Origin of the sequence: Flavobacterium cryophilum (assembly GCF_048286555.1) — a bacterium.
In the GTDB taxonomy this organism is placed as follows: domain Bacteria; phylum Bacteroidota; class Bacteroidia; order Flavobacteriales; family Flavobacteriaceae; genus Flavobacterium.
Genome location: NZ_JBLVPZ010000003.1, coordinates 156934 through 177998, shown reverse-complemented (window position 1 = coordinate 177998; position 21065 = coordinate 156934). Strand labels below are relative to the sequence as shown.

At 34.2% G+C, this 21065-nt stretch carries 15 protein-coding genes; 9 read left to right on the top strand and 6 right to left on the bottom strand.

Going from position 1 to position 21065, the window contains the following annotated elements; translation table 11 throughout:
• Nucleotides 1-2: 2 nt before the first annotated feature.
• The 5 genes from ACNQGJ_RS07560 to ACNQGJ_RS07540 all read right to left on the bottom strand — a co-directional run bounded on the left by ACNQGJ_RS07560 (nucleotide 3) and on the right by ACNQGJ_RS07540 (nucleotide 4891).
• Nucleotides 3-854 carry a substrate-binding domain-containing protein gene (locus ACNQGJ_RS07560; RefSeq protein WP_417971661.1) on the bottom strand — a complete coding sequence of 284 codons (852 nt, stop codon included), beginning with the start codon at nucleotides 852-854 and terminating at the stop codon, nucleotides 3-5.
• A gap of 114 nt (nucleotides 855-968) precedes the next feature.
• Entirely contained in the window at nucleotides 969-2093 is a 1125-nt protein-coding gene (locus tag ACNQGJ_RS07555; protein ID WP_417971659.1) for an SDR family oxidoreductase, read from the bottom strand.
• A gap of 427 nt (nucleotides 2094-2520) precedes the next feature.
• Nucleotides 2521-3390, bottom strand: coding sequence for a nucleoside phosphorylase (locus ACNQGJ_RS07550; RefSeq protein ID WP_417971657.1), 870 nt, complete (start codon nucleotides 3388-3390; stop codon nucleotides 2521-2523).
• Between the two features lie 73 nt (nucleotides 3391-3463).
• The gene (locus ACNQGJ_RS07545; RefSeq protein ID WP_417971655.1) at nucleotides 3464-3793 is read right to left on the bottom strand and encodes a translation initiation factor; all 330 of its coding nucleotides are present in this window, start codon (nucleotides 3791-3793) and stop codon (nucleotides 3464-3466) included.
• A 147-nt stretch (nucleotides 3794-3940) separates the two neighbouring features.
• Nucleotides 3941-4891, bottom strand: coding sequence for an isopenicillin N synthase family dioxygenase (locus ACNQGJ_RS07540; RefSeq protein WP_417971653.1), 951 nt, complete (start codon nucleotides 4889-4891; stop codon nucleotides 3941-3943).
• Between the two features lie 171 nt (nucleotides 4892-5062).
• On the opposite strand from ACNQGJ_RS07540, the gene ACNQGJ_RS07535 reads away from it, so the two are divergent.
• Nucleotides 5063-7039 (top strand): alpha-ketoacid dehydrogenase subunit alpha/beta, encoded by a 1977-nt coding sequence (locus tag ACNQGJ_RS07535; protein WP_417971651.1) that lies wholly within the window; start codon nucleotides 5063-5065, stop codon nucleotides 7037-7039.
• A 276-nt stretch (nucleotides 7040-7315) separates the two neighbouring features.
• Here ACNQGJ_RS07535 and ACNQGJ_RS07530 read toward each other — a convergent pair whose 3' ends face one another.
• Entirely contained in the window at nucleotides 7316-8860 is a 1545-nt protein-coding gene (locus ACNQGJ_RS07530) for a hypothetical protein (protein WP_417971649.1), read from the bottom strand.
• 154 nt (nucleotides 8861-9014) lie between these two features.
• Here ACNQGJ_RS07530 and ACNQGJ_RS07525 point away from each other — a divergent pair, with 154 nt between their 5' ends.
• The 8 genes from ACNQGJ_RS07525 (at nucleotide 9015) to ACNQGJ_RS07490 (ending at nucleotide 20892) form a co-directional block, all read left to right on the top strand.
• The gene (locus tag ACNQGJ_RS07525) at nucleotides 9015-10190 is read left to right on the top strand and encodes a 2-isopropylmalate synthase (RefSeq protein ID WP_417971647.1); all 1176 of its coding nucleotides are present in this window, start codon (nucleotides 9015-9017) and stop codon (nucleotides 10188-10190) included.
• Nucleotides 10191-10228: 38 nt separating this feature from the next.
• The gene (leuB, locus tag ACNQGJ_RS07520; RefSeq protein WP_417971645.1) at nucleotides 10229-11344 is read left to right on the top strand and encodes a 3-isopropylmalate dehydrogenase; all 1116 of its coding nucleotides are present in this window, start codon (nucleotides 10229-10231) and stop codon (nucleotides 11342-11344) included.
• A gap of 39 nt (nucleotides 11345-11383) precedes the next feature.
• A complete protein-coding gene (gene ilvD / locus ACNQGJ_RS07515) occupies nucleotides 11384-13057 on the top strand; it encodes a dihydroxy-acid dehydratase (protein ID WP_417971643.1) in 1674 nt (557 codons plus the stop codon).
• Between the two features lie 78 nt (nucleotides 13058-13135).
• Nucleotides 13136-14830, top strand: a complete 1695-nt coding sequence (ilvB, locus tag ACNQGJ_RS07510; protein ID WP_417971641.1) for a biosynthetic-type acetolactate synthase large subunit — start codon at nucleotides 13136-13138, stop codon at nucleotides 14828-14830.
• 61 nt (nucleotides 14831-14891) lie between these two features.
• Nucleotides 14892-15425, top strand: a complete 534-nt coding sequence (gene ilvN / locus ACNQGJ_RS07505) for an acetolactate synthase small subunit (RefSeq protein ID WP_417971639.1) — start codon at nucleotides 14892-14894, stop codon at nucleotides 15423-15425.
• Between the two features lie 57 nt (nucleotides 15426-15482).
• Nucleotides 15483-16952, top strand: a complete 1470-nt coding sequence (ilvC, locus tag ACNQGJ_RS07500; protein WP_417971637.1) for a ketol-acid reductoisomerase — start codon at nucleotides 15483-15485, stop codon at nucleotides 16950-16952.
• Between the two features lie 523 nt (nucleotides 16953-17475).
• Nucleotides 17476-19383, top strand: a complete 1908-nt coding sequence (acs, locus tag ACNQGJ_RS07495) for an acetate--CoA ligase (protein WP_417971635.1) — start codon at nucleotides 17476-17478, stop codon at nucleotides 19381-19383.
• Between the two features lie 234 nt (nucleotides 19384-19617).
• On the top strand, nucleotides 19618-20892 hold the full coding sequence (locus ACNQGJ_RS07490) for a mechanosensitive ion channel family protein (protein ID WP_417971633.1): 1275 nt from the start codon (nucleotides 19618-19620) through the stop codon (nucleotides 20890-20892).
• The last annotated feature ends 173 nt before the right edge of the window (nucleotides 20893-21065 follow it).

The following is a 21065-nucleotide window of genomic DNA, read 5'->3' as shown; positions in this document are numbered from 1 at the left end:
ATCTAGACTGTTTTCACAATATCCTCAAAAGTACCTTTTTTATCTATAATTTTAAGTTGAAAAAGTTGATTTTGAACTTTGTTTAACATTTCAGTTGATAATGGATTTTGTGACCAATCAGTTAATGACAACCATTCTTGAATATCTTCTGTTTTTTGATGATAATTTAAAGCCAACGTTTTGTCAATACTGGGAATATCTTTAAATTCTTGTGTAGTTTGATTAATAATTGCTAGAATTTTTGAAATAATGGCTGGATTGTTTTCCAAAACTTCCTCACGAACCGCAATTACAAAACAATGCCAAGGTGTTGGGCAATCAGCAATTCTTCTAAAAATGCCTTTGTCAACTAGTGGTTTAGTCATAAAACGTTCCCACATAAAATAATCAGCGGTTCCATTCGTCAAGGCTTCAACAGCACCATCAATAGTATTTACGATTTCAAACTGAAGAGTATCTGTTTTCCAACCCTGATTATCGGCGTTGACATACGCCATTAATTGCGAACCGGAACCCAATCTGGAAATAGCCACTTTTTTATTTTCTAAATCAGATAATGTCCTATAATTGGAGTTTGCAGCTACGTGAATTCCCCAAATTAAAGGGCTTTCTACATAAATTTGAACAATTTTACTCGGGTTTCCACCAACGATATCTTTCACAATTCCTTCGGTTAGGATTACGGCAATATCTGTCTCTCCATCACGAAGCATTTGACACATTTTTCCAGTTCCTTCTGGAACATCAGTCCATTGTAAATCGATATTTTCTTTTTCGAAATCTCCGTTTTCTATGGCTAAATGCCAAGGAAGATTGAAATGTTCCGGAACTCCGGCTATTTTTATAGTTGTCATTTTTTGATTTTTATTGTTAATCGATTTACCTAGCCCTGATGGAAAACGGAAATCCTATTGTGCCGGGGTTCGGCGCAATAGATTATAGTGTACAGCAGGAAATAGCTCCTAAAATCACACATTAATATCTTTGAAATTATTCAATCTCGCATACCGAATCATATTGGTGAACGCCTCTTGATCCAGTTTTGGTATTTCTAGAATGGAGTTCAATAAAGTGGTATCATATTCATTGGCAGCTGTAGTGAAATATGGGTTTAAATGCTTTCCAATACTTTCATAATACAATTTTTCGATTGTATTTTTATATTTAAAATCTAACGAATTTTGTATCAAAGTGAAATTAGTATAGCCAACTTCTTTCATAATTACCCGCAATCCGTTTACCATATTGAAACTTTTATCATGTACAATATTAAGCTGTTCAATATCGTCTCTTTCGAATGTATTTACTATCACTTTCGCCACATAATCAACAGGAATAATGTTCAAAACAGTGTCTTGATTGACAATAAAACGCACATTTTCTTGCTCGCCTTTTCGCTGGGAAGTAAAATGAAAGAATTTAGCCAAAAGATAAAAAACCATATATTTTGAAATAAAATAAGGATTTTCTGTTCCTAACATTTTGCCTCCAATCACACTTGGACGCAGAATTTGGAACGGTAAACCAATATTTTTACATTCCTGGGCTATAAAATTTTCCGAGTGAAATTTAGCATTCTCGTACGCATTGCGATGCTCTGGTTTAAATCCTAAACTATGAAAATCATTGTCAATTAATCCTTTTCGGTTTCCAGATGAAAAAGCAGTTCCGATGTAAATAAACTTTTTTATGAAAGGATGAAATAAGTGGAAAAGGGATTTTGTGATTTTCGTATTTTCGTCAAAAATCTTTTCGCGCTGTTCTTCATCGGTAGATAAATTCACAAATCCAGCGGAATGAATGAAATAAGCATCGTTTATTTTGCTTGAAAAAGTGTCCTGAATGACAGCCAAATCAACATCGATGATTTCAATGTATTCGTGCAGTTTTGCTATGCCTTTGTCTTTTATAATTTTAGGCGTATAACTGCTGGATAAAAGTTCGTTTATTCGATCTAAAGCGGAGTTTTTACCTTTATTTCGTGCAATAATAAAGAGTTTTCCATCAATTTTAGTGTTGATGAAAAGCTCCAGAATTTCATACATAATATGAGATCCCAAAACTCCTGTTGCACCTGTAAGTATTATTTTCATTATCGTTTTTGTTGTAAAAGCAAAGGTAGTTTTAAATACTAAAAGTTTAAGATTTAAAGTTGCAAGTCAAACACATTAAAATAAATTGAAGTTTAAACCACATAGATTCATAGTGTTTATTGTTGTAAAAATAAATTTGGACGGAAATAAGAGTTCACAATAGAAAAAAAAGCATTGGCTTTTTTTCTATGCCACCTAAATTTCGATTGTTCGGAACAGACTTAAATCGAAAATTAAATTCTATGTTTCTATGTGGTTCAATTTTTAATGCGTTTAACCTGTTTAAAGTTGCCCTAAACTTCTGCATTCAAAAATCGTTAATCAGTATTCAAAAAGTTTTCAAGTTTCAAAACTAACTGTTGAATCACGATGTATAAATTTTCTCCTTCGTAATTTTATCGAAAGCAATTCTTAATGATCCCATTTTCTAATTTTTCACCAATTTATCTAATGTATACCCAATCAATTCATCAACGGCTTTGTATGGATCTTCACTAAATGTTCCCGAAGCCCGATTGGCAATTATCGCGTTTAATGACAATGCATTATGTCCTAAAAGCGCCGAAAGTCCATAAATCGCTGCGGTTTCCATTTCTAAATTTGTGAGTTGGTTGTCACCAAATGTAAAATTATCCATTTTAGAATTCAACGCTTGATCTTGAATATTTAAACGCAATACGCGTCCTTGTGGACCATAAAAACCACCAGCAGTTGCGGTAATTCCTTTGTGCATTTTGTCGCTCTCGATCATTTTTTCCAATTTTTCGGAACAAGCAATCACGTAAGGTTTTCCTTTTCGTAAATCCCAGTTGGTATGTTTTACGAAGGCGTCTTCAATTTCAAGATTCGAAACTTCGTCAATCAAATAGGAGCGGAGCATGTTATCTAAACCTAAACCAAATTTTGACATCACAAAACTATCCACAGGAATATTCGCTTGCAACGAACCCGAAGTTCCAATTCGAATGATATTCAATGAGGTAAGATTTTCTTTTGGTTGACGGGTTTCCAAATCAATATTGACCAAAGCATCTAATTCATTCATGACAATATCAATATTGTCAGGTCCTATTCCTGTTGACATTACCGTAATTCGCTTGCCTTTGAAAATCCCGGTTTGGGTTTTGAATTCTCTTTTTTGTGTCGAAAATTCGATGCTGTCAAAAAATTGTGTGATTTTCTCCACGCGATTTTGATCTCCTACAAAGATGATATCGTGTGCAATATGTTCCGGTTTTAAATTCAAATGGTATACGCTTCCGTCTGGATTTAATATTAATTCTGATGATTGTATCATTTATTTTTTTGTTTGATGTTTAAGGTTTAAAGTTGCTCAACTGAATACTAATAACGGACCACTGACCACTTTTCTAACCTCCAACACGTTTTACTTTAAATCCTTTTTCTTTTAAAATAGTCATTATTTTATCGCGATAATCACCTTGAATGATAATAGAATCATCTTTAAAAGTTCCACCAACACTCAATTTGGTTTTGATTTCCTTGGCAAGAATTTTAAAATCCTCGTCGGTACCTTCGTAGCCTTCAATTATAGTGGTCGCTTTTCCTTTTCGTTTTTCGAATTTACAAATCATAGGTTCTTTTTGAACATATAATTCATATGCCACTTCTTCAATAGATTCTTCGGGCGATGGTTCGTGATCCGGAAAAAGGTTTTTTAGTTGGTCTTGTAAGTCCATTTTTTAAAAATTAATTGATTATTAAACCATTAAAAAGTTAAGAAAATTAAGTATTTAATGCTCTTAATAGACCTTAATTTCTTAATGGTAAAAAAACAAAAAGACATCAAGCGAACTCGATGTCTTCCTTGAATTATAAATTAAGAATTATTTTTTGATTAACCCTAAATCAACTAAACGTTCGTGTAAATACGCTCCTGCAGTTATATCTTCGAATTTTTTTGGATGATCCGCATCAATACAGTTTTCCAAACAATCTAATTTCATATCACTCACTGGATGCATAAAAAACGGAATAGAATAGCGGGATGTTCCCCACAATTCTCTTGGCGGGTTTACCACTTGATGAATTGTAGATTTCAATTTGTTATTTGTATGACGTGATAACATATCACCCACATTGATTACTAATTCGTCCGATTCAGCAATGGCATCAATCCATTCTCCATCGTGCTTTTGCACTTGCAATCCTTTTCCTTGAGCTCCCATCAGTAAAGTAATCAAATTGATATCTCCGTGAGCCGCAGCACGAATGGCGTTTGCGGGTTCAGACGTGATTGGTGGGTAATGAATAGGACGTAAGATTGAATTTCCGTCTTTTGCATATTTGTCAAAATAAAATTCATCTAAACCAAGGTGCAAAGCCAAAGCTCTTAAAACATAAACGCCAGTTTTTTCCAGCATTTGGTAGGCTTCTTTTCCTGCAACATTAAAACGAGGTAATTCTTTAACTTCAACATTTTTAGGGTATTCAGCGGCATATTTAGAATCTTCAGATACATACTGTCCGAAATGCCAGAATTCTTTTAAATCGCCTTCTTTTCTACCTTTGGCATGTTCTGTTCCAAAAGAAATGTACCCTCTTTGTCCGCCAATTCCCGGGATTTCATAACTGTGTTTTGTTTCTAAAGGTAAAGCGAAAAAATTTTTGATTTCACCATACAATTCAGCAACTAACTGGTCGTCTAAAAAATGCCCTTTGAGTGCTACGAAGCCAATATCTTCAAAAGCACTTCCGATTTCATTTACAAATTTTTGTTTACGTTTCGGGTCGTCCGAAAGGAAATCACGCAAGTCAACACTAGGAATGTTTTGCATACTTTTAAATGTTATTTAATAACTTGCAAGGCCTAAAACCTTGCAGTTACAAATGTAAAGAATAATTTCATATCTTAATTTTAAACTTACGAGCAAAATAAAAAAATATAACAAAATATAACTAAACTGTTATATTTTTTTATCTTTGAACCATCCATTAAATCCGAAAAAATGACCTTTGACCGAAAAAATCTTACTGATGATCAATTATTAGATTTGTACAAACGAATACTTAAACCTAGACTGATAGAAGAAAAAATGTTAATTCTTATTCGTCAGGGAAAAGTGTCCAAATGGTTCTCTGGAATCGGTCAAGAGGCAATTTCTGTTGGTGTCACAGCAGTTTTAGATTCGGATGAGTTCATTTTGCCTATGCACAGGAATCTTGGTGTTTTTACCGGAAGAGACATTCCGTTGTACCGTCTTTTTTCGCAGTGGCAAGGCAAAGCCAATGGTTTTACTAAAGGACGTGATCGAAGTTTCCATTTTGGAACACAGCAATATAAGATTATAGGAATGATTTCGCATTTAGGACCACAATTAGGCGTCGCTGACGGAATCGCGCTGGCCAATAAACTTAAGAAAAACGGAAAAGTCACAGCTGTTTTTACGGGCGAAGGCGCAACAAGCGAAGGCGATTTTCATGAAGCGTTAAATATTGCTTCTGTTTGGGAATTACCGGTTATGTTCGTCATAGAAAATAATGGTTATGGACTTTCGACACCGACCAATGAGCAATACCGTTGCGAAAACCTAGCTGATAAAGGAAAAGGATATGGAATGGAAAGTCATATTATTGATGGAAATAACATTCTCGAAATCTTTAATTTATTATCTGAACTGAAAGCTTCGATGAAAGATAATCCACGTCCGGTATTATTGGAATTCAAAACCTTCAGAATGCGCGGGCATGAAGAGGCGAGTGGGACCAAATACGTTCCGCAAGAGTTAATGGATATGTGGGCAATTAAAGATCCGGTAGAAAATTATAGAAAATATTTGGCTGAAAACGGAGTTCTTACTGCAGATTTTGACGCGACTTTACGTGCTGAAATCAAAGCAGCTATTGATGAAGGTTTAGCTGTTGCCAATGCAGAACCGGAGATCGAAGCGTCTTTAAGTGAAGAACTAAATGATGTTTACAAACCATATGTTTTTGAGCAAGTTAATTCGTCCGGAAAAAAAGAAAATATTCGATTTATAGATGCGATTTCTCATAGTTTGAGACAATCGATGGAACGCCATGAAAACTCAGTAATCATGGGTCAGGATATTGCAGAATATGGCGGTGCTTTCAAAATAACGGATGGTTTTGTAGCGCAGTTTGGAAAAGAACGAGTTATCAATACACCCATTTGTGAAAGTGCAGTAGTATCGGCAGGAATGGGATTGTCTATTAACGGATACAAAGCGATTGTGGAAATGCAGTTTGCCGATTTTGTGTCTACAGGATTCAATCCAATTGTGAATTTATTAGCTAAATCACATTACCGTTGGTTAGAAAAAGCAGACGTGGTTGTTAGAATGCCATGCGGCGGAGGAACACAAGCGGGACCTTTTCATTCGCAAACTAATGAAGCTTGGTTTACCAAAACACCAGGTTTAAAAGTAGTTTACCCGGCATTTCCTTATGATGCCAAAGGACTTTTGAATACTGCTATAAACGATCCGAATCCGGTATTATTCTTTGAGCACAAACAATTGTACAGAAGTATTTATCAAGATGTACCAACCGATTATTACACCATTCCATTAGGAAAAGCAGCTTTATTGAAAGAAGGGAATCAGGTTACGATTATTTCATTTGGAGCAGCGGTCCATTGGGCTTTGGATACTTTAGCACAAAATCCTGAAATTTCGGCTGATTTGTTGGATTTGAGAACTTTACAACCTTTGGATACCGAAACTATTTTTGCTTCTGTGAAGAAAACGGGAAAAGTAATCATATATCAGGAAGATTCTATGTTTGGTGGAATAGCCAGTGATATTTCGGCAATGGTAATGGAAAATTGTTTCAAATATCTTGATGCTCCCGTAAAACGTGTGGCAAGTTTAGACACGCCGATTCCGTTTACAAAAGCGTTAGAAGATCAGTATTTACCTAAAGGCAGGTTTCTAACTGATTTAAAACAACTTTTGGCATATTAGATATTTAAATCTTAAATTAGGTTATTTTTGGCGTTTTAACTCTAAAAGTAACCTAATATCCAGTAGATAATTATAAATATTATAATTGTCCCAATACAGCCTCCGCCTAATTTTTTGGCTCCGTAACCTGCTAGTAAAGTTTTGAAAAATCCGTTCATAAGTTCATGATTTAAGTACTCATAAATTTAAACTTTATTTTTGGAACGGCAAATTTTATTTTAATCAAGAAAAACTAGAGGTGTCTTATGATCAGATCTTTAATTAATCTTTAAAATCTTATCGGTTGATCAATTTTGCTTTTTCCTTAATAATATCGCTGATTTTCCGGTTTTCAATTTTGCTTTCCAGCCATGAGATTATATCTAAGTATAAGAAGGCTCTTTTTTCATAAGTATTTTTTTCCAATTCTATAAATCGAATTCTCATTTTAACAAATTCTTTCTTGATATCTGTTGGATAAATGGAGTTTAAATTTTTCAAAAACTTAATAATTTCTTTTTGCACTTCATGCAAATCATTCATTTTCAGGAGAAACTTGTACGTGTTTTTCAACTGGTTTTCCAGATAATAATCTTTACCTAATTCATAATGAGCAATTAAACACAATATTCGGGCAAAGCACATCAAATCTTCTCGCATAGAAAGATTTTTATTATGTATGATTTTTTCTAAATAGAAAATACAATCCGCATATTTTTCGTTCCCAAAATAAATAGACGCAAATTTATAATAAAACAACATCTCATGATGTTCATCAAGATGGTCCGTATGAATTTTTAGTTTATTTACGACTTCAGGAATTAAGTATTCGCTTTCGGCAAAGGTACCTTCCAGAATATGGTAATTCAATTTATTATTATAGACATATAAGAATGATAATGACGCAATATTATCATTTACAGGAAAATGAGGGTCTTTTATAGTGTTTTCCAGCAGTAACAAATACTTTTTGAATTTTGATTTGTATTTTAACATGTAAAAGGATTCCAACAAATAATGGTTTCCTTTTAGGAAAAATACAGGATTCAAGTAAATCATACTAGGATTATCATAAAAAAGGGTTACCCATTTCAAAGAATATTTATAGCATGATAGAAAATCTTGCACTAAAAAACTTCGCCAAAGATTGGCATTGTAAAACCAATATTTCTCTCGGAAACCAAATTTTTTCTCATCAAATTTAGATATATGTTTCGTAAAATAATCATCAATATAAGTGTATTCCGCGTCACTTTTTACATAACCCGTTTTTAGCATGATACCATACAATTGCAGCGATAAATTAGACAATTTACTGGAAATGGTATTGCGATAATTCAGTTCTTTGGCTTGAACAACTAACTCATCAGCACGTCCTTGAATACTACGAGTAATATACTGTGATTCGATTAATTTTTCGAACTCTACAATTTCGTAAGCCATTAATTTCTCGTCATTTTCTAAAGCGAGAATCTTTGTTTTATCCAAGATCTTTAAACTCTGCTTGTACAACCCCTTATTATAAAGAATCGCTGCAAAATCAATTTGTTCTCGAAGTTGATACCTAATGTTTTGACTAGGAATATTCAAACGAATACTCACTAAAATTTGTTTGTACAAGTATGATTTTAAATTCGATAATTGTACTTTTTTGATAATACCACTCTTCAGAATGAGTTTTTCATCGTAGACTTCTGATTTGTCTAAAATGTTAAATAATTCGATAAATTTTGTATTGGAATTAGTTTCCAATCTGCTCGCGAAAATCTTGAATTGTCTTTTTTCAGATTTTGAAAGTGATTTTATTAATACAAATAAGAAATCTTTTTGATGGTTAGCCATTGTAAAATATAGTAGCTTAATGTGTTATTTTTCAGTAGCTTACAAAGTTATTGTTTGTTTTATAAGCAGTATATTTCATTAAATTGAGTTTTATATTAAAGTAATGAACGATATTTTTGTTATCAAGATGTGAAATTACATTAAATAAATTAAAATGAATAGAGAGAAAGTTCAAATTTTTGATACCACTTTAAGAGATGGCGAACAGGTTCCAGGATGTAAATTAGATACCAATCAAAAACTCGTTATAGCAAACCGACTGGATGAAATGGGTGTTGATATTATCGAAGCTGGTTTTCCTGTTTCTAGTCCTGGTGATTTTTTGTCTGTTTCAGAAATAAGTAAGGTTGTTAAAAATGCAATTGTCTGCGGATTAACAAGAGCAGTGAAAAATGATATTGACATAGCCGCTCAAGCTTTAAAATATGCAAAAAGACCTCGTATACATACTGGAATTGGAACTTCTGATTCGCACATAATATACAAACTAAACACAACTAGAGAAGATATTATTGCCCGAGCAAAATTTGCCGTTTCACATGCTAAATCGTATGTAGAAGATGTAGAATTTTATGCGGAGGATGCAGGAAGAACGGACAATGAATTTTTGGCGCGAGTCTGTGAAGCGGCAATAAAATCAGGAGCTACTGTACTTAATGTACCGGACACAACAGGATATTGTTTACCGGAAGAATATGGTGCGAAAATTAAGTATCTAAAAGAAAATGTCAAAGGGATTGAAAATGTAATTCTGTCTTGTCATTGTCATAATGATTTAGGGATGGCTACCGCTAATTCTATTGCAGGAGCAGTAAATGGAGCCAGACAAATTGAATGTACCATAAACGGAATAGGAGAAAGAGCGGGAAATACTGCTCTTGAAGAAGTGGTGATGATTTTCAAACAACATCCTTATTTGAATTTGGATACCAATATCAATACCCGTCAGTTAAATGAAATGAGCCGATTGGTTTCTGAAAGTATGGCAATGATGGTGCAACCCAATAAAGCGATTGTTGGCGCAAATGCTTTTGCACACAGTTCAGGAATTCATCAAGATGGAGTGATAAAAAATAGAGCAACTTATGAAATCATGGACCCTTTAGATGTTGGTGTCAATGAATCTTCTATAGTTCTTACGGCCAGAAGTGGTAGAGCAGCATTGGCCTATAGAGCCAAAAAGGTAGGGTATGAACTTACAAAAGTGCAATTAGATATTGTTTATGGAGAATTTTTAAAGTTTGCTGATATCAAAAAAGAGGTTCTTGATGATGATATTCATCAAATAATTGAAGCCTGTAAAATGAATAGGGAATTAATCCTTAACTAAAATATTTTGATTTTTAATAAAATCTAAATCCTACGATTATGAATTTAAAAATAGCAGTACTTTCAGGCGACGGAATAGGGCCGGAGGTAATTTCACAAGCAAAAAAAGCATTATATGCAATTGGTGTCGTTTTCGATCATGAGTTTGTCTTTGAAGATGCACTTATTGGTGCTGTTGCTATCGAAAAAACAGGAAATCCGCTTCCGGAACAAACTTTGAACCTTTGTTTAAATACAGATGCGATATTGTTTGGTGCAGTTGATGAATCAAAATATGATAACAACGCTGATCCTAAATTAAGTCCTATCCAAGGGTTATTAAAATTGAGGCAAGCACTGGGATTGTATGCCAATATTAGACCTATAAAAACTTACAATGACTTATTAGATTTATCTCCTTTGAAAAGAAAAATAATTGAAGGTGCTGATTTTATTATTTTCAGAGAAATTTCGGGAGGATCTTATTTCAGTGAAAAAAAGATTAATGAGGCAGGAACGTTAGCATCTGATTTATGTGAATATTCCGAAGAGGAGATTATTAGAATCAGTCATTTAGCTTTTAGAACTGCTCAAAAAAGACAAAAAAAAGTGACTTTGGTTGACAAAGCCAGTATTCTTGAAACCTCAAGATTATGGCGAAAAGTAGTAACCGAAATTGCAGAAGGATATCCGGAGGTAATTTTAGATTTTCTTTTTGTTGATGCTGCTGCAATGCAAATAATTATAAATCCAAAACAATTTGATGTCATTCTAACCGAAAATTTATTTGGGGATATTTTATCTGATGAGGCAAGTGTAATTACGGGTGCAATAGGATTATTACCATCCGCATCTTTAGGAAATTCAAATGCGCTTTTTGAGCCTATTCATGGTTCCTACTCTGAAATAACAAGAAAAAATATTGCTAACCCTATTGCTTCAATACTATCGGCGGCGATGCTTTTGGAACATTTTGGCCTTCATATAGAATCACAAAAAGTATATGAAGCGGTACATAAAGCAGTTGAATTAAATGTCGTCACGGCAGATCTTAATCCGTATTCAAAATTTGGAACAAATGAAGTGGGAGACTTTATTTCAAATTACATTTTAAGTAAAGATGACTTATATTTTAAAAGTGACAATGTCTATATAGGGCAGTCCACAATTGTTTAAACTTTGAAATAAAATAATTTACACACAAACAATCATATAATGGAATTAAATAAATACAGCAAAACTATAACACAAGATCAAACGCAACCAGCAGCACAAGCAATGTTGTACGGAATTGGATTAACGGAAGATGATTTAAAAAAAGCACAGGTAGGAATTGTAAGTATGGGTTACGAAGGAAATACGTGCAACATGCATTTAAATGATCTTGCGAAAGAAGTTAAAAAGGGGGTTTGGGATGCCGATTTAGTCGGTTTGATTTTTAATACAATTGGTGTTAGTGACGGTATTTCGAATGGTACAGAAGGAATGCGTTTTTCTTTGGTTTCAAGAGATGTTATTGCGGATTCTATCGAGACAGTGATGGGAGCTCAGTGGTATGATAGTTTAATTGCAATTCCTGGTTGTGATAAAAATATGCCGGGAGCTCTAATTGCTATGGGAAGAGTAAATCGTCCCGCAATTATGGTCTATGGTGGATCTATACATTCTGGAAAATGGAAAGAAGAATCTTTGAATATTGTTTCTGCTTTTGAAGCGTTAGGAAAAAAATTCAGCAATACCATAACGGAAGAAGATTTTAAAGGAGTTATACAAAATTCTTGCCCAGGACCCGGTGCCTGCGGAGGTATGTACACGGCAAATACAATGTCATCAGCAATTGAAGCATTAGGAATGAGTTTACCCTACAGTTCATCAAATCCAGCTTTGAGTGCTGAAAAAAAACAAGAATGTTCTGATGCTGGCAAAGCAATCAGAGTTTTATTGGAAAGAGATATCAAACCAAAAGATATTATGACTGCTAAAGCTTTTGAAAATGCGATCACAATGGTAGCCGTTTTAGGAGGTTCAACTAATGCGGTCATGCATTTAATCGCGATGGCTCATTCAGTTGATATCGAAATTACATTAGCAGATTTTCAAGCTATAAGTAATAAAACGCCGGTTTTAGCAGATTTGAAACCAAGCGGAAAATACATGATGGAAGATTTACACGCTGTTGGCGGAGTTCCTGCCGTCATGAAATATTTATTAAAAGAAGGTTTCCTTCACGGGGATTGTTTAACAGTAACGGGAAAAACAGTAGCTGAAAATTTAGCTTCAGTTCCTGATTTGAATGATGGACAAGAAGTGATTCATGAAATCCAAAAAGCGTTGAAACCAACTGGAAATATCCAAATATTATATGGTAATCTCGCAGAAGAAGGTTGTGTAGCTAAAATAAGTGGCAACGAAGGAGAGTTTTTTGAAGGTGAAGCAATTGTTTTCGAAAGTGAATTTGAAGTTATTCCTGGTATTCAAAGTGGTTTGGTACATCCTGGAAACGTTGTCGTCATTAGAAATTGCGGTCCAAAAGGAGGCCCTGGAATGCCAGAAATGCTAAAACCAACTTCCGCAATCATGGGAGCTGGATTAGGAAAATCAGTGGCTCTTATTACAGATGGCCGTTTTTCAGGAGGAACACATGGCTTCGTAGTAGGCCATATTACTCCGGAAGCGTATGATGGCGGTGGAATTGCACTAGTGAAGAACGGAGATGTAATAACGATTGATGCAAAACACAATACCATCAATCTGAAAATTTCAGACGATGAATTTGCAGCCAGAAAAGCAAGTTGGGTTCAACCCGCATTAAGGGCTACTAAAGGTGTTTTGTTAAAATATGCGAGATCGGTCTCAAGCGCTTCAACAGGCTGTGTAACCGATAAATAATTTTAAAAAAGTAGAGGTAGAAACAAAAATGATATTTTAAATATTTGTTTCTAATGCTAAAAAATAATAAACGTACCCATGGGAACAAATAAAATATCCGGCGCCGAAGCCGTTATAAGATGTCTTTTAGAGGAAGGAGTAAATTTGGTTTATGGTTATCCCGGTGGAGCTATAATGCCAGTTTACGACGAATTATATAAATTTAAAGATCAATTGCACCACGTTTTAGTGCGTCACGAACAAGGCGCAACGCATGCAGCGCAGGGTTTTGCACGTGCAACAGGAAAAGTGGGAGTTGCGATTGCAACTTCGGGTCCTGGAGCAACAAATTTAGTCACCGGAATTGCCGATGCACAAATTGATTCGACTCCTATGGTTTGTATCACGGGACAGGTAGGAAAACATTTATTGGGTTCTGATGCGTTTCAAGAAACAGATATTATTGGAATTTCAACGCCGGTAACAAAATGGAATTACCAAATTACGGAAGCTTCAGAAATTCCTGAAATCATGGCTAAAGCTTTTTATATTGCTAAATCGGGTCGTCCAGGTCCTGTATTAATTGACATTACAAAAAATGCTCAGTTTGACGAAATTGAATTCAGCTATAAAAAATGCACCAGTATTAGAAGTTACAACCCAAAACCTATTTTAAATTTTGAAAAGATTAAGGAAGCGGCAGAGATAATCAATACTGCAAAAAAACCATTTATCATATTTGGACAAGGAATTATTCTTAGCGAAGCGGAAGCCGAGTTAAAAGCCTTAGTTGAAAAATCAGGAATTCCGGCGGCATGGACCATTTTAGGACTTTCGGCATTGCCGACAGATCATACACTGAATGTAGGTATGGTGGGAATGCACGGAAATTACGGCCCTAATGTTTTGACTAATGAATGTGATGTTTTAATTGCGCTTGGAATGCGTTTTGACGACCGTGTTACGGGAAATTTAGCTACTTATGCTAAGCAAGCCAAAGTAATTCATTTTGAAATTGATCCTTCTGAGATAGACAAGAATGTGAAAACTACCGTGGCAGTTTTGGCCGATTTAAAAGAATCTTTAACCGCTTTACTTCCTTTGATCGAAAGTAACACGCATGAATCTTGGCACAATGAATTCAAAGCTAAATATGAAATTGAATTAGAAGCAGTAATTAATGACGAGTTAAAACCCAAAAAAGAAGGCATTTCTATGGGCGAAACTATTGAAATGATTAACAAACATTCTAAAGGAGATGCGATTATGGTTTCGGATGTAGGACAACACCAAATGTTTGCATGCCGTTATGCCAAATTCAATTCGACAAAAAGTAATGTGACTTCAGGAGGTTTAGGAACTATGGGATTTGCTTTACCAGCAGCCATTGGAGCCAAAATGGGAATGCCAAATCGAGAAGTCGTTGCTATTATTGGTGATGGTGGTTTTCAAATGACCATTCAGGAATTAGGAACTATTTTTCAAACCAAAGTTCCCGTGAAAATTGTAGTGCTAAACAACGAATTTTTAGGAATGGTACGTCAGTGGCAACAATTGTTTTTTGACAAAAGATACGCTTCTACGGAAATGACCAACCCTAATTTTATCGCCATTGCCGAAGGCTATTATATCAAAGCTAAAAAAGTAACGAAACGAGAAGATTTAGATGCGGCCGTTGAAGAAATGATGGCTTCAAAAGAATCCTATTTTCTTGAAGTTATGGTAGAAAAAGAAAATAATGTATTCCCAATGATTCCAACAGGAGCATCAGTTTCAGACATTCGTTTGTGCTAAAATAGTTATTATGGATAATCGTTTATTTGATTGAACGGTTAACCAATTAAACAACAAAAAAATGGAAAATAAAACATTCACCATTTCTGTTTATTCAGAAAACAACGTGGGCTTACTAAACAGAATATCTGGAATATTTTTAAAACGCCATATTAATATATTGAGTTTAAATGTATCCGAATCTGAAATTGAAAATGTTTCTAGGTTTATCATTGTAGTGAACACCACTGAAAAATGGGTGCAGAATATAGTAGGTCAAATCGAAAAACAAATCGAGGTTATCAAAGCCTTTTATCATATTGATGAAGAAACTATTTTCTTAGAAAATGCATTATTCAAAATTCAGTCGAGTTTACTCTTTGATGAAAAACAAATTCAAAATATAATTAAAGAAAGCCACGCTGAAATAGTTACGGTTGCGAGAGATTTTTTTGTAATTTCAAAATCGGGACAACGTGCTGAAATAGAGTCGTTGTACGAAAAATTAAAACCTTTTGGAATCATGCAATTTGTGCGTTCCGGAAGAATATCAGTTTCCAAAGCAAAAATGGAGATTTCAACCTTATTAGAAGAACTTAAACAAGAACCAGTTTAATTTTCAATTAGTAAACCTTATCAATTATTAAATTTTACAATCATTAAAAAATAAAAAATGGCAAATTATTTCAATTCATTACCACTTCGATTACAATTAGAACAATTAGGCGTTTGTGAATTCATGGATCAATCTGAATTTGTAAACGGAATTAAAGCTTTAGCAGGAAAAAAAGTAGTCATTGTCGGTTGCGGAGCACAAGGTTTGAACCAAGGTTTGAACATGAGAGATTCTGGTTTAGATATTTCTTATGCATTGCGTGCCGATGCAATTTCAGAAAAGAGAGCTTCGTTTAAAAATGCTTCTGATAACGGATTTAAAGTGGGAACGTATGAAGAATTAATTCCAACGGCTGATTTGGTATGTAACCTTACTCCAGATAAGCAACATACCGCCGTAGTTACAGCGATTATGCCTTTGATGAAAAACGGGTCAACTTTGGCTTATTCGCACGGTTTTAATATTGTAGAGGAGGGAATGCAAATCCGTAAAGACATCACTGTAATTATGTGTGCGCCAAAATGTCCCGGATCCGAAGTGCGTGAAGAATATAAAAGAGGTTTTGGCGTACCCACCTTAATTGCGGTTCACCCAGAAAATAATCCTAACGGAGCAGGTTTTGAACAAGCAAAAGCATATGCGGTTGCTACTGGTGGTCACAAAGCAGGAGTTTTGAACTCTTCTTTTGTAGCCGAAGTAAAATCAGATTTGATGGGAGAACAAACCATTCTATGTGGGATGTTACAAACGGGGTCTATTCTATGTTTTGACAAAATGGTTGAAAAAGGAATCGAACCAGCGTATGCTTCAAAATTAATTCAATTTGGTTGGGAAACGGTAACGGAAGCCTTGAAACATGGAGGAATTACAAACATGATGGACCGTCTTTCAAATCCTGCAAAAATTGAAGCGTATGAATTAGCCGATGAATTAAAAGACATCATGCGTCCGTTGTTTCAAAAACACATGGATGATATTATTTCAGGTGAATTTTCAAGAAATATGATGATTGACTGGGCAAATGATGACATTAATTTATTGACTTGGAGAGCAGAAACAGCCGAAACTAACTTTGAAAAAACAGCGCCAACAGCAGCACATATCTCAGAACAAGAGTATTTTGACAACGGTGTGTTAATGATTGCGATGGTAAAAGCAGGTGTAGAACTGGCTTTTGAAACAATGACTCAAACAGGAATTATAGAAGAATCGGCTTATTACGAATCCTTACATGAATTGCCTTTAATTGCGAATACTGTAGCCAGAAAAAAATTATACGAAATGAACAGAATTATCTCGGATACTGCAGAATATGGTTGCTATTTATTTGACCATGCTTGTAAACCGTTATTGACTGCCTTTATGAAAACAGTAGACACGAATGTAATAGGAAAACCTTTTTCAACTTCAAATGGAGTTGATAATGCAGTACTTATTGCTGTAAATAATAGTATTCGTCAACATCCAATTGAAGAAGTAGGAGCATGGTTGAGAGAATCAATGACTGCCATGAAAAAAATAGGATAATTAAATAGGAATTACCACACAAAACGGTGTGTACGAATAAACACATATCATTTGATTTATAATATTTTGAATTAGTTAAAATTTATTAAAAAAAAATAAATGGATATGGATGTTTACTCATTCACTTAATTTTGAACGAGCTTAAAGTTAAGTGAAGTAATCCCTATGAAGCAGAATGGAAGTAGGAACATTTCCATTATTATTGTTAACTAAATCATGTGAAAATTCAGTAGTAAAATTATGTACTTGAACGGTAATGATCTCGGTGCACAATTGTTCAAAAATTATTATTGATAGAACTGAAATAATTATTGATACGTTTTATTGATAAAATAAAGGTGCGGCCGATTTGATTGGTCTCGCCTTTTTGTATTTTCTGTTTTTGCTAAAAACAACAAAAATCAGACAAATTACTAGTAAAAGTGCTTTAACACTTAGGAATCTATTTTTTTTATCACGTATTTATAATTTAAATAATTATAAGAATACCGAGAGATTTAATACTTTTATAAAAAATTAAAACATGAGCTACTACAAAATTGAAAATCTAGAACAATATTTTAAACATTACAATAAATCTGTTCGTGAACCTAGAAAATTTTGGGGTAAAATTGCAGAAGAAAATTTCACTTGGTACCAGCAATGGGATAAAGTTGTTGAGTTTGATATGGCTGAAGCCGATATAAAATGGTTTACGGACGCAAAATTAAATATTGTTAAAAATTGTATTGACAGACATCTTGCTAAAAGAGGAGAGAAAACGGCGATTATTTTTGAACCTAATGATCCTTCGGAAAAAGCATTGCATATTACCTATAATGAACTGCACCAACGAGTTTGTAAAATGGCAAACGTATTGCGTGATCAAGGTATAAAAAAAGGAGATAGAGTTTGTATTTATTTGCCAATGATTCCGGATCTTGCTGTTTCAATACTAGCTTGTGCTAGAATTGGCGCGATACATTCCGTTATTTTTGCAGGATTTTCAGCTACAGCTGTAGCCACTCGTATCATCGACAGTGAATGTAAAATGGTTATTACATCTGATGGTGGTTACCGTGGTAACAAAACCATTGCATTAAAAGAGATTGTTGATGAAGCCTTAGAAAAATGTACATGTGTCGAAAAAGTTTTAGTTGCGAAAAGAATTCACTCTGATATTAATATGAAAGAAGAGCGTGACCAATGGTTGCAACCGCTTTTGGATCAAGCATCAGATAATAATGTAGCTGAAATTATGGATGCCGAAGATCCATTGTTTATATTGTACACTTCAGGTTCAACCGGCAAACCAAAAGGAATGGTGCATACCACGGCAGGCTATATGGTGTACACCGCCTATACTTTTAAGAATGTCTTCAATTATGAAGAAAATGATGTTTTTTGGTGTACCGCCGATATTGGGTGGATTACCGGACATTCCTATATACTTTACGGTCCATTACTAAACGGAGCAACAACAGTGATTTTTGAAGGAGTTCCTTCTTACCCTGACTTTAGTCGTTTTTGGGAAGTAATCGAAAAACATAAAGTAACACAGTTTTACACTGCGCCAACTGCAATTCGAGCTTTGGCAAAAGAAAATGTAGAATTTGTACAAAAATATCCATTGAAGTCACTTAAAGTAATTGGATCCGTTGGTGAACCAATTAATGAAGAAGCTTGGCACTGGTACAATGACCACGTTGGGGATAAAAGATGTCCTATTGTAGATACTTGGTGGCAAACGGAAACCGGCGGTATTATGATTTCGCCTTTGGCATTTGTTACACCAACGAAACCTACATACGCAACTTTACCGCTACCCGGAATCCAGCCTGTATTAATGGATGAAAAACGAAATGAAATAGAAGGAAATCAAGTAGTTGGAAATTTATGTATTAAATTTCCATGGCCAGGAATTGCCAGAACTATTTGGGGAGATCATCAACGGTATAAAGACACTTATTTTTCTACTTTTCCAGGTAAATTTTTTACAGGTGATGGTGCTTTGCGTGACGAGGTAGGGTATTACAGAATAACGGGCAGAACAGATGATGTCGTAATTGTTTCGGGTCATAACCTTGGAACGGCACCCATTGAAGATGCCATAAATGAACATCCAGCGGTAGCAGAATCAGCAATTGTTGGGTTTCCACATGACGTAAAAGGAAATGCTTTATATGGTTTTGTAATACTTAAAGAAACTGGCGTAACAAGAAACAGAGAAAATCTGGTTAAAGAAATTAATCAACACATATCAGATCATATTGGACCAATTGCCAAATTAGATAAAATTCAGTTTGTTTCTGGTTTGCCAAAAACACGCTCCGGTAAAATTATGCGACGAATCCTCAGAAAAATTGCTGAAGGAGATTATTCTAATTTTGGAGATATATCAACGCTTTTAAATCCTGAGATTGTAGAGGAGATAAAAGAAGGAAAATTATAACATATCATTTATAAAAAAGTGTCACTCAAAACATCTTTTTATAAAATAGAGCATCTTACACTAAAACCTTTCAAGATTTAAAATTTGAAAGGTTTTTTTTATTTTAAAAATTTCTTTATTAGGCGGGTGTATTTACAGTTACTTGCGTCAGATGTTAATGTAAACACAATGCGGGCTTAGTTTTTGACAGCTTAGAATAGGAAAGCTATATTTACATATTAAGCTTAATTTCCTATGATTCAAATTGAAAAAAGATACAACATTGCGCTCTGGTTGGATAAATGGTTTATTGAAGATTTTGGTTTAGATCCATTGTTGGCTTTATATTTAAAACTTTTGACACTTATTTTAATATTGTTTATACTAAGCTTTTTTTCTTGGTATTTATCAAAAATACTCATCGTTAGGTTTGTTCATAAAATTTTTTTAAAAACAAAAGTAGTTTGGGACGATGTGCTTATCGAAAAAAAAGTTTTTGAAAAAATCTCCTATTTAGTACCTGCTTTTATCGTTGTTTTTGTTGCTCCATACATCTTTGGAGATTTTCCAAAAGTAATTGCCTTTGTAATTATTCTATCAAATATCTTTATCATTATAGTAATAATCCGCATTGCTACTGCTGTATTAACGGTTTTTGACGAAATTGTATCCAATACCTTAATATTAAAAGACAAACCTATTACCAGTTACATTCAGGTACTAAAAATTGTTGTCTATTTTATTGGAGGAATTCTGGTTTTATCTTTAATTTTAGGAAAAAGTCCGTTCTATTTTCTCGGTGCAATGGGTGCCATGACCGCTATATTACTTTTAATTTTCAAGGATACCATTTTGGGGTTTGTTGCCAGTATTCAGATGTCCGTTTACGATATGGTTCGGGTAGGAGACTGGATTTCGATGCCAAAATATGATGCAGACGGTGATGTAATGTCAATCAATTTAAATACTGTAAAAGTTCAAAATTGGGATAAAACGATTACTACCATACCTACTTATGCTTTTATTACAGACTCTTTCAAAAACTGGCGCGGTATGAGTGATTCTGGCGGGAGACGAATAAAAAGAGCTATTTATTTAAAAGTCAGCAGTTTTCAGTTTTGCGATGAGAAAATGCTTTCGCAATTCAAAAAATATAAACTAATCCAAGATTATATCATTGCAAAAGAAAATGACGTTCAAAAATCCAATTCGAAAATACTGGACAATGAAATCGTTTCCGTAAACATTCGTAGGTTGACTAACATAGGTGTATTTAGAATATATGCCGAAAAATACATCACGGCTCATCCTGATATCAATAAAGAAATGATAATAATGGTGCGCCAGTTAGAAACAACATCGAAAGGTTTGCCACTAGAAATTTACTGCTTTAGTTCTGAAAAAGAATGGTTGCAGTATGAGAATATAATATCCGATATATTTGATCATTTACTAACGATTACTTCTGAATTTGAATTAGAGGTTTTTGAAGAACCCACAGGAAATGACTTTCGAAATTTCAACAGATAATTTATAGCAACATCTTTAAAAGCGGTGACTATCTGTGACTAATACAAATTCAGTATTTGAGCATTGAATTACACGAATTCCTTCTTTTATTGGTTACGTAAACAAGGAAAACATTCGCTTTAATATCTTTCACATAAAGTTGCGCGTTTGCATCCTATAACTTTAGTCTGATT

Excerpts from the sequence above, each read along its gene's own strand:
- ACNQGJ_RS07525 (WP_417971647.1), top strand. The coding sequence starts at position 9,015 with ATGAATAGAGAGAAAGTTCAAATTTTTGATACCACTTTAAGAGATGGC.
- acs (WP_417971635.1), top strand. The coding sequence starts at position 17,476 with ATGAGCTACTACAAAATTGAAAATCTAGAACAATATTTTAAACATTAC.
- ACNQGJ_RS07540 (WP_417971653.1), bottom strand. The coding sequence starts at position 4,891 with ATGCAAAACATTCCTAGTGTTGACTTGCGTGATTTCCTTTCGGACGAC.
- ACNQGJ_RS07530 (WP_417971649.1), bottom strand. The coding sequence starts at position 8,860 with ATGGCTAACCATCAAAAAGATTTCTTATTTGTATTAATAAAATCACTT.
- ACNQGJ_RS07490 (WP_417971633.1), top strand. The coding sequence starts at position 19,618 with ATGATTCAAATTGAAAAAAGATACAACATTGCGCTCTGGTTGGATAAA.
- ilvN (WP_417971639.1), top strand. The coding sequence starts at position 14,892 with ATGGAAAATAAAACATTCACCATTTCTGTTTATTCAGAAAACAACGTG.
- ACNQGJ_RS07545 (WP_417971655.1), bottom strand. The coding sequence starts at position 3,793 with ATGGACTTACAAGACCAACTAAAAAACCTTTTTCCGGATCACGAACCA.
- leuB (WP_417971645.1), top strand. The coding sequence starts at position 10,229 with ATGAATTTAAAAATAGCAGTACTTTCAGGCGACGGAATAGGGCCGGAG.
- ACNQGJ_RS07555 (WP_417971659.1), bottom strand. The coding sequence starts at position 2,093 with ATGAAAATAATACTTACAGGTGCAACAGGAGTTTTGGGATCTCATATT.
- ACNQGJ_RS07550 (WP_417971657.1), bottom strand. The coding sequence starts at position 3,390 with ATGATACAATCATCAGAATTAATATTAAATCCAGACGGAAGCGTATAC.
- ilvD (WP_417971643.1), top strand. The coding sequence starts at position 11,384 with ATGGAATTAAATAAATACAGCAAAACTATAACACAAGATCAAACGCAA.
- ACNQGJ_RS07560 (WP_417971661.1), bottom strand. The coding sequence starts at position 854 with ATGACAACTATAAAAATAGCCGGAGTTCCGGAACATTTCAATCTTCCT.
- ilvB (WP_417971641.1), top strand. The coding sequence starts at position 13,136 with ATGGGAACAAATAAAATATCCGGCGCCGAAGCCGTTATAAGATGTCTT.
- ilvC (WP_417971637.1), top strand. The coding sequence starts at position 15,483 with ATGGCAAATTATTTCAATTCATTACCACTTCGATTACAATTAGAACAA.
- ACNQGJ_RS07535 (WP_417971651.1), top strand. The coding sequence starts at position 5,063 with ATGACCTTTGACCGAAAAAATCTTACTGATGATCAATTATTAGATTTG.